Annotated in this window: 16 protein-coding genes; 7 read left to right on the top strand and 9 right to left on the bottom strand. The window is 57.0% G+C overall.

Translation table 11 applies throughout. The features are described 5' to 3' along the window. Positions 1 to 12: 12 nt before the first annotated feature. From ACZ1HN_RS14140 to ACZ1HN_RS14120, 5 genes are read right to left on the bottom strand one after another with little or no spacing between them, the layout of a single operon-like run. Complete coding sequence (locus tag ACZ1HN_RS14140) at positions 13 to 1,200, bottom strand: trans-sulfuration enzyme family protein (protein WP_472727958.1); 1,188 nt, start codon at positions 1,198 to 1,200, stop codon at positions 13 to 15. Further along, positions 1,197 to 1,520: a hypothetical protein gene (locus ACZ1HN_RS14135; protein ID WP_472727957.1), complete on the bottom strand. Its 324-nt coding sequence runs from the start codon at positions 1,518 to 1,520 to the stop codon at positions 1,197 to 1,199. Before ACZ1HN_RS14135 ends, ACZ1HN_RS14140 begins: the two co-directional genes overlap by 4 nt. After that, positions 1,520 to 2,047: a gamma carbonic anhydrase family protein gene (locus ACZ1HN_RS14130; protein WP_472727956.1), complete on the bottom strand. Its 528-nt coding sequence runs from the start codon at positions 2,045 to 2,047 to the stop codon at positions 1,520 to 1,522. Before ACZ1HN_RS14130 ends, ACZ1HN_RS14135 begins: the two co-directional genes overlap by 1 nt. Further along, positions 2,044 to 2,694 (bottom strand): guanylate kinase, encoded by a 651-nt coding sequence (gene gmk / locus ACZ1HN_RS14125; protein ID WP_299196449.1) that lies wholly within the window; start codon positions 2,692 to 2,694, stop codon positions 2,044 to 2,046. Before gmk ends, ACZ1HN_RS14130 begins: the two co-directional genes overlap by 4 nt. Before the next feature lie 4 nt (positions 2,695 to 2,698). Next, complete coding sequence (locus ACZ1HN_RS14120; protein WP_472727955.1) at positions 2,699 to 3,613, bottom strand: YicC/YloC family endoribonuclease; 915 nt, start codon at positions 3,611 to 3,613, stop codon at positions 2,699 to 2,701. Positions 3,614 to 3,828: 215 nt separating this feature from the next. Here ACZ1HN_RS14120 and ACZ1HN_RS14115 point away from each other — a divergent pair, with 215 nt between their 5' ends. Then, positions 3,829 to 4,491 carry a PAS domain-containing protein gene (locus ACZ1HN_RS14115; protein ID WP_299196445.1) on the top strand — a complete coding sequence of 221 codons (663 nt, stop codon included), beginning with the start codon at positions 3,829 to 3,831 and terminating at the stop codon, positions 4,489 to 4,491. A gap of 68 nt (positions 4,492 to 4,559) precedes the next feature. Here ACZ1HN_RS14115 and ACZ1HN_RS14110 read toward each other — a convergent pair whose 3' ends face one another. Continuing rightward, a complete protein-coding gene (locus ACZ1HN_RS14110; protein WP_299700182.1) occupies positions 4,560 to 5,933 on the bottom strand; it encodes a class II 3-deoxy-7-phosphoheptulonate synthase in 1,374 nt (457 codons plus the stop codon). Positions 5,934 to 6,108: 175 nt separating this feature from the next. Here ACZ1HN_RS14110 and ACZ1HN_RS14105 point away from each other — a divergent pair, with 175 nt between their 5' ends. Next, a complete protein-coding gene (locus ACZ1HN_RS14105) occupies positions 6,109 to 7,101 on the top strand; it encodes a GlxA family transcriptional regulator (RefSeq protein ID WP_472727954.1) in 993 nt (330 codons plus the stop codon). 49 nt (positions 7,102 to 7,150) lie between these two features. On the opposite strand, the gene ACZ1HN_RS14100 is transcribed toward ACZ1HN_RS14105, so the two are convergent. The 3 genes from ACZ1HN_RS14100 to ACZ1HN_RS14090 all read right to left on the bottom strand — a co-directional run bounded on the left by ACZ1HN_RS14100 (position 7,151) and on the right by ACZ1HN_RS14090 (position 10,019). Continuing rightward, a complete protein-coding gene (locus ACZ1HN_RS14100; RefSeq protein ID WP_472729328.1) occupies positions 7,151 to 7,876 on the bottom strand; it encodes an RlmE family RNA methyltransferase in 726 nt (241 codons plus the stop codon). Between the two features lie 272 nt (positions 7,877 to 8,148). Then, positions 8,149 to 9,273: a Ppx/GppA phosphatase family protein gene (locus ACZ1HN_RS14095; RefSeq protein ID WP_472727953.1), complete on the bottom strand. Its 1,125-nt coding sequence runs from the start codon at positions 9,271 to 9,273 to the stop codon at positions 8,149 to 8,151. Positions 9,274 to 9,341: 68 nt separating this feature from the next. Beyond that, positions 9,342 to 10,019, bottom strand: a complete 678-nt coding sequence (locus ACZ1HN_RS14090; protein ID WP_472727952.1) for a sulfotransferase family 2 domain-containing protein — start codon at positions 10,017 to 10,019, stop codon at positions 9,342 to 9,344. Between the two features lie 206 nt (positions 10,020 to 10,225). Between ACZ1HN_RS14090 and ACZ1HN_RS14085 the strand changes: the two genes are divergently transcribed. From ACZ1HN_RS14085 to ACZ1HN_RS14065, 5 genes are all read left to right on the top strand, one after another. Further along, positions 10,226 to 10,522 (top strand): virulence factor, encoded by a 297-nt coding sequence (locus ACZ1HN_RS14085; protein WP_299196430.1) that lies wholly within the window; start codon positions 10,226 to 10,228, stop codon positions 10,520 to 10,522. 25 nt (positions 10,523 to 10,547) lie between these two features. Next, the gene (locus tag ACZ1HN_RS14080) at positions 10,548 to 11,477 is read left to right on the top strand and encodes a methylenetetrahydrofolate reductase (RefSeq protein ID WP_472727951.1); all 930 of its coding nucleotides are present in this window, start codon (positions 10,548 to 10,550) and stop codon (positions 11,475 to 11,477) included. Between the two features lie 165 nt (positions 11,478 to 11,642). Next, on the top strand, positions 11,643 to 12,725 hold the full coding sequence (locus ACZ1HN_RS14075; protein ID WP_472727950.1) for a dihydropteroate synthase: 1,083 nt from the start codon (positions 11,643 to 11,645) through the stop codon (positions 12,723 to 12,725). Positions 12,726 to 12,920: 195 nt separating this feature from the next. Continuing rightward, positions 12,921 to 13,199: an STAS domain-containing protein gene (locus ACZ1HN_RS14070; protein ID WP_472727949.1), complete on the top strand. Its 279-nt coding sequence runs from the start codon at positions 12,921 to 12,923 to the stop codon at positions 13,197 to 13,199. Continuing rightward, positions 13,196 to 13,561, top strand: a complete 366-nt coding sequence (locus ACZ1HN_RS14065) for a response regulator (protein ID WP_299196418.1) — start codon at positions 13,196 to 13,198, stop codon at positions 13,559 to 13,561. The genes ACZ1HN_RS14070 and ACZ1HN_RS14065 overlap by 4 nt, the downstream gene beginning before the upstream one ends. Positions 13,562 to 13,569: the final 8 nt, after the last annotated feature.

Below are 13,569 nucleotides of genomic sequence, written 5' to 3'. Positions count from 1 at the left end.
CGCCCTGCCCCCTTACGCCAGTGCGGCCTCTACAGCGCGCGTGAACACATCGCAAAGCACATCTGGGTCTTCGAGGCCGACCGAGATGCGGAAGAATCCCTCGGACATACCCAGCTCCGCACGTTTCTCAACCGTCAACGCCCGGTGAGACGATGAGGCCGGATGCGAAATCGTTGTTCCAATATCGCCGAGCGTCGGGGCAAAGTTTAGGCCGTCAGCCCCTCGGGCAAAGGCATTGGCCGCCTCGCGCCCGCCGTCAATTTCAAAACTGACCATGTTGCAGTACTGCCCCTTCAGCAAAGCTTCGGCGCGCGCATGGTCCGGGTGATCGCGACGGGCTGGATAGATGACCCGCTTCACCCCTGGCAGAACCGACAAGTGCTCGGCCAAGGTCGCTGCTGTCGCTTGTGCCCGGTCATAGCGCAATTCAAAGCTCAGAAGCCCCCGCTCGGCCAACCAGCAATCAAAGGGGCTGGGCGTCATCCCGGCTGTCACGGTAAATACGCGCAACCGATCATTGATGGCTTGGTCCTTTGCCGCGACATAGCCCAGCATCACGTCCGAATGACCAGACAAAAGCTTGGTCAATGAATGTATGACGATATCTGCGCCGTGATCGAACGCTTTGAACGCCCTTGGCGTGGTAAAAGTGTTGTCGATGACCAACAACACACCCGCCTCTTTCGCCAATGCAGACAGGCCCAGCACATCCGCAACACGCAAGGTCGGGTTCGAAACAACCTCGACCAGGATCATCTTAGTTTCGGGGCGCAGGGCCGCGCGCACGGCATTTGCATCCCCCGGATCGACCATCGACGTCTGGATGCCCAAACGAGGCAGGTCTTCGGACATCATGCGCAGCGACCGACCATAGAGCTGGTTACCACCAATCACGTGGTCGCCTGACGTCAGCAGCCCGAGCAGGACCGCAGACACGGCCCCCATACCCGACGAGGTTAGCACGCCCATATGCGGCGCGCCTTCCATCCGATCAATGGCTTGCGCGACGACGTCTGCATTTGGATGCCCTTCACGGCTGTAGGTATAGCCATGCAGGTCGCCGTCATATTGGGCATCCAGCATGTCAGGTGTGTCAGACGCATAGACGACCGAGGGGCTAAGCGGCGTCACAACTGGTCGCGATGCGCTTTCCGGCAGCGGCGTTGGTCGCACGAGCGACCCTTTGGAGTTCGAGGTCATTCCAAAAATTCCGTATGATAGGTTTGCGAGCTGAACGTGATGTCCACACTCAACCAGGAGGGACGCGGCAGGTGCGCTGCAATTAAACCCACTAGGTCCTTTTGCAAGGCAGCGGTGAATGCGGCGTTTCGATGGGGCTTGGCCAAAAGTGCAACGGATGCTTTTAGACGAGTATGCAGGAAGACGGGCGCAGGATACGCGCGCCCCTTGGTTTCCCCTGCCCCGTCATCGTGGCGCAGAATGCAGGCTTCAACTTCTGCCAGGATGGCCTTGGCGTCGATATCAAGATCGCTTGAATAGCTGAGTTCGCAATGCGGCATCAGTTTTCAACCTCGACCATTGTATCGCGGAATGTACGCATATTGTCCTGGTAATGCAGAGCGGATGCGCGGAGGCCTTGAATGGCCTGTTCATCCAGTTCCCTCACCACCTTGCCCGGCACACCCATCACCAATGACCCGTCCGGGATTACCTTACCCTCAGTGATCAGTGCCCCTGCCCCGATCAGACAATTCTTACCGATCTTGGCACCATTCAGGACTGTGGCACCCATACCGATCAGGCTGTTTTCCCCAATCTTGCACCCATGCAGCATGACCTTGTGCCCGATGGTGCAGCCGGGCCCGATTGTGAGAGGATAGCCTGCGTCTATATGCATAACGCAATTTTCCTGCACATTTGTACCCGCGCCGATGCGGATATCCTCGTGGTCTGCACGGATGGTGCAGCCAAACCAGACACTCCCACCTTCTTCGAGGATCACCTTGCCAATCAGATTGGCATCCGGGGCAACCCATGTGTCGTGCGCGATCTGCGGGCGTTCCTTGCCCAGTGCATAGAGTGTCATGGCAGCTCCTCGAACTCGGTTTGCAGGGCGCGCACATGATCGGTCAATTGTGGTTGCTGCAAGCGACGCAGGCGCGTGGCGGTGATGATGGTTTTCAGATGCTCTTCGGTCTCGTCCAGATCATCGTTGACCAACACATAATCGTACCCGCCCCAATGGCTTATCTCGTCCCAGCTTCTTTGCATGCGGCGGGCAATGGTTTCCGCGTCGTCCTGCGCACGCGTTTCCAACCGGCGCCGTAGCTCTGCAATCGAAGGGGGCAGGATGAAGATCGACAGTGTATGCTGGCCCAGGGCGGAATTTGTTATCTGCTGGGCTCCCTGCCAGTCGATGTCAAAAAGGACATCCTGCCCTTTGTTTATCGCATCCTCGACGGGCCCCTTCGGTGAGCCATAGAAATTGCCGAAGACGTGAGCATGTTCCAGCATCTCTCCATCTGCAACCTGACCCTTGAATGCAGCCTCAGAGATGAAGCGATAGTGTTCACCGTCCACTTCGCCTGGTCTTGGCTCACGTGTCGTGGCCGATACGGAAAACGACAAACCGGAGTCCCAATCCCGCAATCGACGTGCAAGAGTGCTTTTCCCGGCGCCTGATGGGGAGCTAAGTATGATCAGAAGACCACGGCGGTTCTGAGCGTCGGTCATATTCTTATTCCACGTTCTGCACTTGCTCACGCATCTGGTCGATCAGCGCTTTCAACGCCAATCCGACAGCCGTTAAATCGGCGTTCTGCGCTTTTGAGCATAGAGTATTGGTTTCGCGGTTGAACTCTTGCATGAGGAAATCGAGCTTACGCCCGACCGCACCTCCGTCATTCAAAAGCGCACCTGCGGCTTTGATATGTGTGTGCAGTCGGTCAATTTCCTCTGTCACATCCGATTTGACCGCCAACAAGGCAAGCTCTTGTGCGATACGATCCGGGTCTGCGCCGTCTGTATTGTCCAAAACGCGGGCAAGGTTCCGTTTCAAGTTTGCGGCCACATCGTCCTTGCGTTTCTCTGCCAACGCCGCGGCTTGCTCGGTCAGTTTGCCGACTTCGGTCAACTGCGCCAACATCACCTCGCGCAAGGCCGATCCTTCGCGCGTCCGCATATCATCAAATGCGTCCAGAAGCGCCGGAACCTCCGAAAGCAAGGCCGTGCGCAATGGACCGGTGTCATCCTGTGCGGCCCCCGCATCCATAACGCCGCGCATACTCGCAATGTCGGTGGCGCGGGAAGGTGCAAGCGACAGCCCCTGGTCCATCGCCTCTGCTTCAATTGTAAGAAGACTTTGAACGACGGCGCGCATGGTCTCTTCGTTTAATGATAAACCAGCCGCCGCATCATCTCGCGTGATGCGAAGCGACAACGTGACATTGCCGCGCTTGGCCCGTGCTGCAACCAGCGGCCGCAGCGCCGTTTCCAACCCATCAATCCAATCGGGAACGCGCAAGCGCACGTCCAAACCCTTACCGTTGACGCTTCGAATGTCCCATGCCCAGCGAAATGAGTTGAATGCGCCGGTAGCAGCCGAGAAACCGGTCATTGAGCGCAGCGCGCCATCTTTGGATGTCTTGGTCATGTCTTTGCGTTTAGGGGGAAGTTCACATCGGGGCAAGCCACTGCCCGTGTCCCCGCGGGGACAGGGCGATGATTAACCATTTGTTAGCTTTCACCGCGCGGGTTCCCGCAAATTTGATATGTTTTGCATCATTCCCGGAGCAAAGCATTCGGTGGACCGAGCAAGAGTATGTACAGATGGACAAATCAGACCTTAACACGCACAATGTGAGCGCAATGACAGAGTTCCGCGCAAACACAGGTTTTTCGGCGATCTCGCAGGTTGAAGCCTATTGGGAAGGCTTGCGTGGCACACGCCTGATGCCAAAACGGTCCGAGATTGACCCACGCGGCATTGAATCGGCGCTCGAATACACTTTTGTTTTGGAACGCATCGCACCCGGAATGGCGCGTATTCGTATCGCGGGCAGTCACCTCGGCGACTTGATGGGGATGGAAGTACGCGGGATGCCACTGACATCTCTCATCACGCCACCCTGTCGTCGCCAAATCTCCGATGCCATCGAAGATGTCTGCCAACGCCCCGCCATGTGCGAATTGCGCATGAGTGCAGAGACAAACATTTCAAAACCGCAGATGGAATGCCGTTTGCTTCTGCTGCCACTCAAAAGCGACCTCGGCGATGTGAGCCGGATTCTGGGATGTCTCGTTGCCCAAGGTGAAATCGGGCAGACACCGCGCCGTTTCAATGTTGTTGGTGCGCGTATTCGGCCGATTGCATCTCCCGCTGCCATACCGGCAGCCATCGAACCTACAGTTCAGGCCAGGCCACAGCGCGTGCAGATGGATGGTTTTGCAGAAAGCCAGAAAGGCTTTGAAGCCACGACGCCAAGACCAAGTGTTCCGTATCTTCGTTTGGTGAAGTCAGACGACAAATAGGCCAGAGGTCTGAAGATCTACCAAAAGAAACGTGCCGAACGATTTGTTCGGCGCGTTTTTTGTTTCGATCAGCTTGCTGCGCGTGCTTTGGCACGGGTGGCGCGCAATTGCGATAGCTCTTCGGCCACCAGGAACGCCAATTCCAGCGATTGCGAGGCATTCAGCCGCGGATCGCACGCCGTGTGATAGCGATCACTCAGGTCCTCTTCGGTCACGGCGCGTACACCGCCAGTGCATTCGGTGACGTCTTGCCCCGTCATCTCGAAATGAACACCGCCGGGCACTGTACCTTCTGCGGCATGCACGCCAAAGAATTCGCGCACTTCACGAAGAACACTGTCGAACGGACGTGTCTTGTACCCGGTCGAAGATTTGATCGTGTTGCCGTGCATCGCGTCGCACACCCAAACCACCTCTGCACCTTCTTCGCGGACAGTGTTGATCAGACGCGGCAGGTGTTCACCCACCGATCCTGCGCCAAAGCGCGCAATCAGGGTCAAACGGCCAGCTTCGTTGTCCGGGTTCAGCTTGGCCAGAAGCACCTTCAGGTCTTCGGTGGTCATGCTGGGCCCACATTTAAGACCAATCGGGTTCTGCACGCCGCGGGCAAACTCGACATGTGCACCATCGGGCTGCCGCGTACGGTCGCCGATCCAGATCATGTGACCGGAACCAGCCAGCCATTTGCCACTGGTTGAGTCGATCCGCGTCAGCGCTTCTTCATACTCAAGCAGCAGCGACTCATGGCTGGTATAAAATTCGACGGACGAAAATTCATGCGTGGTATCGGCATCAATGCCAGCCGCGGCCATGAAGTCGATGGTATCCTGAATGCGGGCTGAGATTTCGCGGTACTTTTCCGCTCCTGCCCCATCGGCAAAGCCCAAAGTCCATGAGTGCACCATGTTCATGTCAGCAAAGCCACCGGTCGAGAATGCACGCAGCAGGTTCAGCGTGGCCGCTGCCTGAGTGTAGGCCTGCAGCATCTTGCGTGGGTTCGGAATGCGCGCCTCTGGCGTGAAGTCCAGCTCATTGATGATGTCGCCGCGGTAGCTGGGCAGCTCCACGCCATCCACCACCTCTGTCGGGGCAGAGCGCGGCTTGGCAAACTGACCAGCCATGCGGCCCAACTTGATCACCGGAACCTTGGCGCCGTAGGTCAGCACCATAGCCATCTGCAACATGACCTTGAACGTGTCCCGGATGCTGTCGGCGCTGAACTGATCAAACGCCTCAGCGCAATCGCCACCTTGCAGCAGGAACGCATCACCACGGGAAGCATCGGCGAGATGAGCCTTTAGCCGCCGCGCCTCGCCTGCAAACACCAGCGGAGGATATTTTGCAAGCTGCGCCTCAACCGCGTTCAGTGCCGCAGTGTCGGTGTAATCGGGCATCTGGATCCGGGGCTTGGCGCGCCAGTCAGACTTTGTCCAATCGCTCATCTTGTCTCTCCGCAAAAGCTGTTAGCGGTCTCATGACCGGAGCCTTCTATACAAAAGCTATTGGAAGGACACCATATCACAAATGCGCCCTCTTGACGTGGCGTTTCCGCCGTGGTCAGGCTGACAAAACCTCCGGGTCACGACGCCCGGCAATAATAACAGGACACTCGCAGCGATGTCGTTCTCTCGCCCGCCCCAGGAAGTTGCCAAGCCCAAACGTTTTGTGTTTGTACTGCTCGACAACTTCACCCTGCTTTGCTTCTCGGCCGCTTTGGAAAGTCTGCGCATTGCCAACCGTATGGCTGGTCGTGAGCTTTATAGCTGGAGGATTGTCGGAGAAGGTGGAGACGTCGCGCACTGCTCTGCGGGGCCGGCTTTCCAACTGGACGGTGATCTGGATGAGTTGACCCGCGATGACGTGGTCATGATTTGCGGCGGTATCGACGTTCAAGCTGCGACGACAAAGCGGCTGCTGAGCTGGATGCGTCGGGAAGCCCGGAAAGGGATCCAGATGGCCGGTCTGTGCACGGCAGCGTATTCGCTGGCGAAAGCCGGTCTGTTGGACGGCAAGAAAGCAACGATTCACTGGGAAAATCAGGACAGCTTTGCGGAAGAGTTTCAAGAGGTCGAACTGACCAAATCGGTTTTTGTCATTGATGAAAAACGTTTGACGACGGCAGGCGGGACATCCTCCATCGATCTGATGTTGAAACTGATTGCCGATGACCATGGCGAAGAGTTGGCGAACGCCGTTGCAGATCAGTTGATCTATTCCTCGATACGTACAGATCAGGACACCCAACGTTTGTCCGTGCCGGCGCGTATCGGTGTCCGGCATCCGAAGCTCAGCCAGGTCATCCAAATCATGGAACAGAATATCGAGGAGCCGATCAGCCCCTCCATTCTGGCCAAGGATGTCGGCATGTCGACACGGCAGCTTGAGCGTCTGTTTCGCCGCTACCTGAACCGGAGCCCCAAGCGGTACTACATGGAACTGCGCTTGCAAAAGGCCCGCAACCTGTTGATGCAAACCGACATGAGCGTCATTAACGTGGCCTTGGCGTGTGGATTTGCCTCACCGTCACATTTTTCGAAATGCTATCGGTCGCACTACGACACGACGCCGTATCGTGAACGAGGCACGCACGCTGCACGGCTGTCAATCTAAGCCAAATGCATTGTTGAAGGCGTGGCTGCTTGACTGTGCTGGACACCTGTTACGCGCTGTCACTGCGGAAACCCGTCGCAACAACGAATTTCTCGGAACTATCCGCGCGCGAGGCAGGTGGTTTAACGTTAGCCACCTTGTCAAAACGTTGCTTGAGCAGCTTTTGAAGGCTGCCCTCTGCCCCGCCTGCCAGAACCTTGGCGACAAATGTCCCACCATCATCCAGGACATCAAATGCGAAATAAGCGGCCGCCTCGCATAGGGAGATAATGCGCAGGTGATCGGTTTGTTTGTGGCCCGAGGACGCGGCGGCCATGTCGGACATGACCACATCTGCCCTGCCACCCAACCAGTCTTTGACTTTCAGATCGGCATCATCTTCCATGAAGTCCAATTGGTGCAACTCGCACCCCGCAATCGGCTCCATTTCTTGCAGATCGACCCCGAGGATTGTCCCAACAGCCTTGCCCGACTTCTCACCCAGCGCGTTCACCCGCTTTACTGCAACCTGGCACCAGCCGCCCGGGGCCGCTCCCAAATCTACAACTCGGGCACCAGGCATCAAGAAGCGGTACTTGTCGTCCAGTTCCATGATCTTGAACGCGGCACGCCCGCGATACCCCTCCGCTTGGGCCCGCTTTACATAAGGGTCGTTGAGTTGGCGCTGCAACCAGCGGGTCGACGACAGCTTGCGCCCGCGAGCACTCTTGACCTTGACCTTCAGGTCACGCTGCCCGCGCCCTGATGTATTCTTGCCTGTCGGGGTCTTGGCCACGTTGCCACCTTTCAATTTCACGCCAGCGGTTTGTGCAAAATGATCCGCTACAAGAGATCGCGAATATAGGGTGGATCATGCGGAAATGCATGTGTCCCCTGCCAATTTCCGCAATGTGCTTTGCCGATAGCACTGATCGCTCGGTCCTGCATCTTCTTATTCGAACTGAGTTTGGTCATGCAGACCGCCCCCGTCCGATGCAGAGCGCATGGCAAGTGTCGTCAGCAAGGCTCATTGATGTTGTGGATCGCCTTGTGTTGACCCCGCTGCCGTCAAATCCGCTGATCCTCCAATACACCATCCGCGCTCATCTGCGCGTACAACAATCCCTCCCGCAATCCACGATCGGCGACGGACAGTCGATTTGTAGGCCAGCAGCGCATTAAGGCCTGAAGGATCGCCGCACCAGACATGATCAGGGCGTGCCGGTCCGATCCGATACGGGGATCGGCACGCCGCCCTCCGGGACCCAGAGCCAGATAGGATCGGATGACCTTGTCGATCTGATCCGACGTCATGCGCAGACCATCCACCTTTGTCCGGTCGTATCGCTTCAGACCAAGATGCGAGGCCGCGACGGTGGTCACTGTACCGGAGGTGCCGATAATCTGAAAACGCTCGGTTGGCTCTGTCGCGTGGTAGGGCGAGAAGTCGGCAAGGTTCTCTTCGAAAAACCAACTCATCAGCGCAAATCGCGCAGCATCGTCATCCACGTCATTAAACTGTTCGCGCAATGTTGCGACACCCAAGGGAACACTTATCCAATCTACGACACGTGCCTCGGGCATATCTGACGCAACTTGTTCAAAGCCTGAATGCAGCCGAATGATGGACTGCGGACGGTCAGCGCGCGGGACCTGAGACAGATCAAGCCAGACCAACTCGGTCGACCCGCCTCCAATATCGACGACCAAAAGGTTTTCTGTCTTGGGGCTGACCAATGGCGCGCAGGATACAACGGCCAGCCGCGCCTCTTCCTCGGGTTCGATAATGTCCAGCCGCAACCCGGTCTCGCGCTGAACGCGCTGAACAAAATCCTTTGCATTCAGGGCTCTACGGCACGCTTCTGTGGCGACAAGGCGCATCCGTCTGACCTGGTGTCGCTTTAACTTCTGCTGGCAAATCCGCATGGCTTGCACGGTCCGCGACATGGATCCACGCGACAGCTTGCCGGATTTCTCTAGGCCAAGACCAAGTTGAACAGATTTTGAGAAGCTGTCCACGACCTGAAACCCCGCGCCCTTTGGCTCGGCTATCAACATGCGACAACTGTTCGTGCCCAGATCAAGCGCGGCATAAAGCTCGGGCGATCCAGGAGCACGCGGCACGGGCATGGCCCCCGGTCGGGTGCCTTTGGTCTTTGTCGCGCCCGCACCTCGGGGACGCTGTGGCGCCATATTCTGCGCCTTTCATATCGAGTTGAGACGACGATATGTCGTGCAAGGTGTTCGCGCAAGTGACTTGATCAGGCGACTGCGTGCATCCGTGGCTGATGAAAGGGATTGTCGAAAAATGGTGCAAGATGCGCATACTCTTCTTCCAGCAGCACACCCAGAACACGTTGTGTTTGCGGGGACAGATCGCTCAGCTGCAGGCGCCGATCACTTGAGTTGAAATGTGGAATAACGACGTCTCGCCTCGTGTGCGCGCTCAGCTCAACTCCAAGCTCGTCCATTTCACTTGTGCGAAAAACGCGGTCATACACCGACCAATCCGTGCCGGTAAACAACTCGGTCGGCAGGGTATGGTGTTTGATGTCGGAAGACGTTGCGATGTACGCGCTGAGGTTCTGAAAGAAGTAATCGGGGTCCGGCTCTGTTGGCAAATGCACCCTGCCCCTACGAATTTTCGGACTATGACTTAGAATACCCAACCCTTCGACGCGGTTGGTGTACACCGCCAGCAGCCGCTTCAACGGGTCACGAACGACTGTGAAGCGGTAGTGATTTTCCAGAACACTCCAGCGGTGCGGCCGAAACCGTGCCGTGGGGTAAATTGCATGCACCTGCTGCTGCGTGAATGCGCCTGCAGAATCGTCTTCTTGAAGCGGATCAATTGCAGCAAGTGCTGCCTTGACCGATGAACATGCCGCCTTTGGCACAGCCATATAGGCCAGCCGATGGGAATCCACCCGAATAACCATGATTTCCTGCCCGACTTTTTTGTCTTGTTAGGGCCATCTTAACCAAGCTTCGGCACGCCCAAACAGCTACAGGATCGAAAGTGCGGCATTGTTGCAAATCAGACTCACCATTCATGACGTCGCAACGGTGGCGTCCTTTGTCGAAATTGAGCCTTGGATACTCTAAGTCGTCGCGTATTAGGGCAAAAGATACGCGGAGGAATCACATGCCTGACGTCACAATCGTCTATTGGCGCGACATCCCTGCCCAAGTGATCGTGGGCAAAGGGCGTCGTGGCTCCAAACGCCAGCTTGCGGAACGGTTCGAACAGGCCATCGACCGCGCGGCAATGAAAGTGAATGCCAAGGACGCCGATGCGTATTTGGCTGAATGGCGCAAGGCGGACCCTTACACCGTCGATGGCGATCCCGCCGAAGTTGCGGAACGTGAAGCGGTACGGCTTGAGACCGAATACGATCAAGCGCGGATCAAGGCGCTGATTGACAATGAGGGATGGGCATAGCGCCCCAGCACAGGGAGGTGCCGCAATGGCATTGCTGAACTTCAAACGTGACGACGGTCCAGTGGCCGGCACCCTCTCGCCCGAGGTCGAGGCGTTCCTTCAAGGGTATTCCATCGAGGTGATGCCGCGCACATCCCAGAAGGTCGATGATTTTCGCGCCATCCTGCCTGCAGGTACCCGCGTTTACATCGCACACATCGAAGGCACACCAATCGAAGATATGGTGGCCACCGCCAAGCGCCTGAATGCCGAAGGCTTTCCGGTCATGCCGCACTTCCCCGCGCGCATCATCAAGGACGAGGCGACATTGAAGGACTGGATCGCTCGGTACCAAGGTGAGGCAAATGTCGATCAGGCGCTGCTTTTGGCAGGCGGTGTGGACAAGCCTCATGGTGACTATCACAGCTCAATGCAGCTGATGGAAAGTGGTGCGTTCGACGCGGCCGGATTCAAGAACTTGCACGTGGCCGGACATCCTGAAGGCAACAGGGATATTGATCCCGATGGTGGGATGAAGGTCGTCGATGAAGCTCTTGTATGGAAACAGAAATTCTCCGAGCGCACCGATGCAAGAATGGCCATCGCTACGCAGTTTGCCTTTGAGGCCGGACCAATCATCACGTGGGCGGACAACCTCACGGCAGCGGGTGTTGACCTGCCCATCCATATCGGGATTGCGGGACCAGCCAAGCTGCAGACCATGATCAAATTCGCAATTGCGTGCGGCGTTGGACCATCGTTGCGTGTACTGCAGCGCCGCGCCAAAGACGTGACCAAGTTGCTGCTGCCGTTCGAACCCACCGAGGTCGTGTCAGAGCTGGCCGCACACAAGGCTGCGAACCCAGATTTCAATGTGACGCACGTGCATTTCTTTCCTCTTGGCGGGATCAAAACGAATGCCAATTGGGCGATAGAAAACGGCGGCGCGTCGGCTGTGCCTGCGGCCTTGGGCTAATATCACTCATAACTGTCCTGAAAAGGTTTCATGCCCTGCCCCCTCGCGTACCAGCCCCGTGCGCGATAGGTGTCTTTTCCAACCGGTGGGATGTCGTTTTGACCTGTGCAGTATTGCGGGAATCGGAACAACACTTCGCAAAACCAACGCACAAAGGCCGCGCCCATGACCCGCACCGTCATCGAATCCAAAACCAAAACCGCGCTGATTGGCTTTGACCAACCGTTCTGCGTGATCGGTGAACGGATCAATCCAACAGGCCGGAAAATCCTGAACGAAGAACTGGAGCGAGGTGATTTCTCGCGTGTCGAAGCGGACGCTGCAGCGCAGGTTGCGGCTGGCGCCACGGTACTCGACATCAATTCTGGTGCCGTCTTCTCAAACAAGATGGCCGAAGATCCGCGGTATGCAGACAACAACTTTGTTGAGCCTGAGCTGATGAGGCAGTTGGTGGAGCGTGTCCAGGCCGTGACAGACTGCCCGCTTTGCATCGATAGTTCCGTTCCCGGTGCGTTGGAGAACGGGCTGGCCGCCGCAGAAGGTCGCCCGCTTCTGAACTCCGTGACCGGTGAAGAAGAACGACTGGAACTCGTTCTGCCGCTGGTCAAGAAGTACAATGTGCCAGTCGTCGCCATTTCCAATGATGACACCGGTATTTCCGAGGATCCCGATGTTCGTTTTGCTGTGGCCAAGAAGATTGTCGAACGCGCAGCTGACTTCGGTATTCCGGCGTATGACATTGTCGTCGACCCGCTGGTGATGCCCATCGGTGCAATGGGCACTGCTGGACTGCAAGTCTTTACCCTTGTGCGGCGTCTGCGCGAAGAACTGGGTGTGAACACGACATGCGGCGCATCCAATATCTCATTCGGTCTGCCAAACCGGCATGGCATTAACAATGCCTTCTTGCCCATGGCGATGGGCGCTGGCATGACATCCGCTATCATGAATCCCGTCGCACTGCCTGTCGGACCCAATAAAATCGCTGAAAAGCGGGCCGAAGTTGAGGCTGCAGGAATTGCTCTGCCCGACGGGATGGACGACGAAGCGTTCGTACAGATGTTTGGGATGGGATCGACAAAGCCGCGCGCAGGCAAGGAAATGGAAGCCATCCGTGCGGCCAATTTCCTGACCAACAATGACGAAGGTGGCGGTGCATGGATCAAGTTCAACCGCGTTGCACCAAAAGCTGGCGAAGAAGCTCGCGGACGCGGTGGGCGGGCCGGCGGACGCCGCCGCCGCGGCTAAATTCTGATTGGACAACGTTAACAAAGACCGCCCGGTGCCATTGCCCCCGGCGGTCTTTCTTTTGACGCCTACGTACCCGCAAAGCACAGCTTCAGTAACGCGCTTTTAACAGACCGTCCGGTAGACACTCCTTACGTTTTGCGATCAGGAGGGACCGGATGAGCCATCAAAATGGTGCAACTTGCCGTGCACGTCATGGCTGACCCAATCCCCCTGCCCCAACGTTTGGACGCTGCCTCGGCACCCGATCTGCTGTCGCAACTGTTGGCGTGCCCGCCGGGCAGTGATGTCCGTCTTGACGCTCAAGACACCTCGCACATTGGGGCTTTGGGGGCACAAGTGTTGCTCAGTGCGCGGCGCAGGGCCGTCGAAAACAATACATCTTTTTGCGTTCTGCACGTGCAGAACGCTGTCCACGATCAACTGTCAGCCATGGGACTTATGGAGCTGACACAGCAGGAGGAAGACAAATGAATCTTGAAATTCTTGCTGTTGATGACAGCCGCACAATGCGTGACATGATACGTTTCGCGTTGGAACCTGCGGGGTTCATCGTCCATACCGCCGAAGATGGCGTTCATGGTACAGAAGTCCTGGAGGCCATCGATCCGGATGTCATCATAACCGACATCAACATGCCTCGTATGGACGGCTTCGGCTTCATCGATGCTGTTCGTGACTGTGGTCAACACAAGACGACACCGATCCTTGTCCTCACGACGGAAGCAGCCCCTGAGATGAAGATGCGTGCGCGCAATGCGGGCGCCACAGGGTGGATCGTCAAACCCTTCGACCCGGCGAAACTGGTGAAAGCGCTGCAAATGGTGGCTGGATAGCAGGACGA

This window comes from Tateyamaria sp. GN1-10 (assembly GCF_055693845.1).
This window is presented reverse-complemented; position numbering and strand designations above follow the sequence as displayed.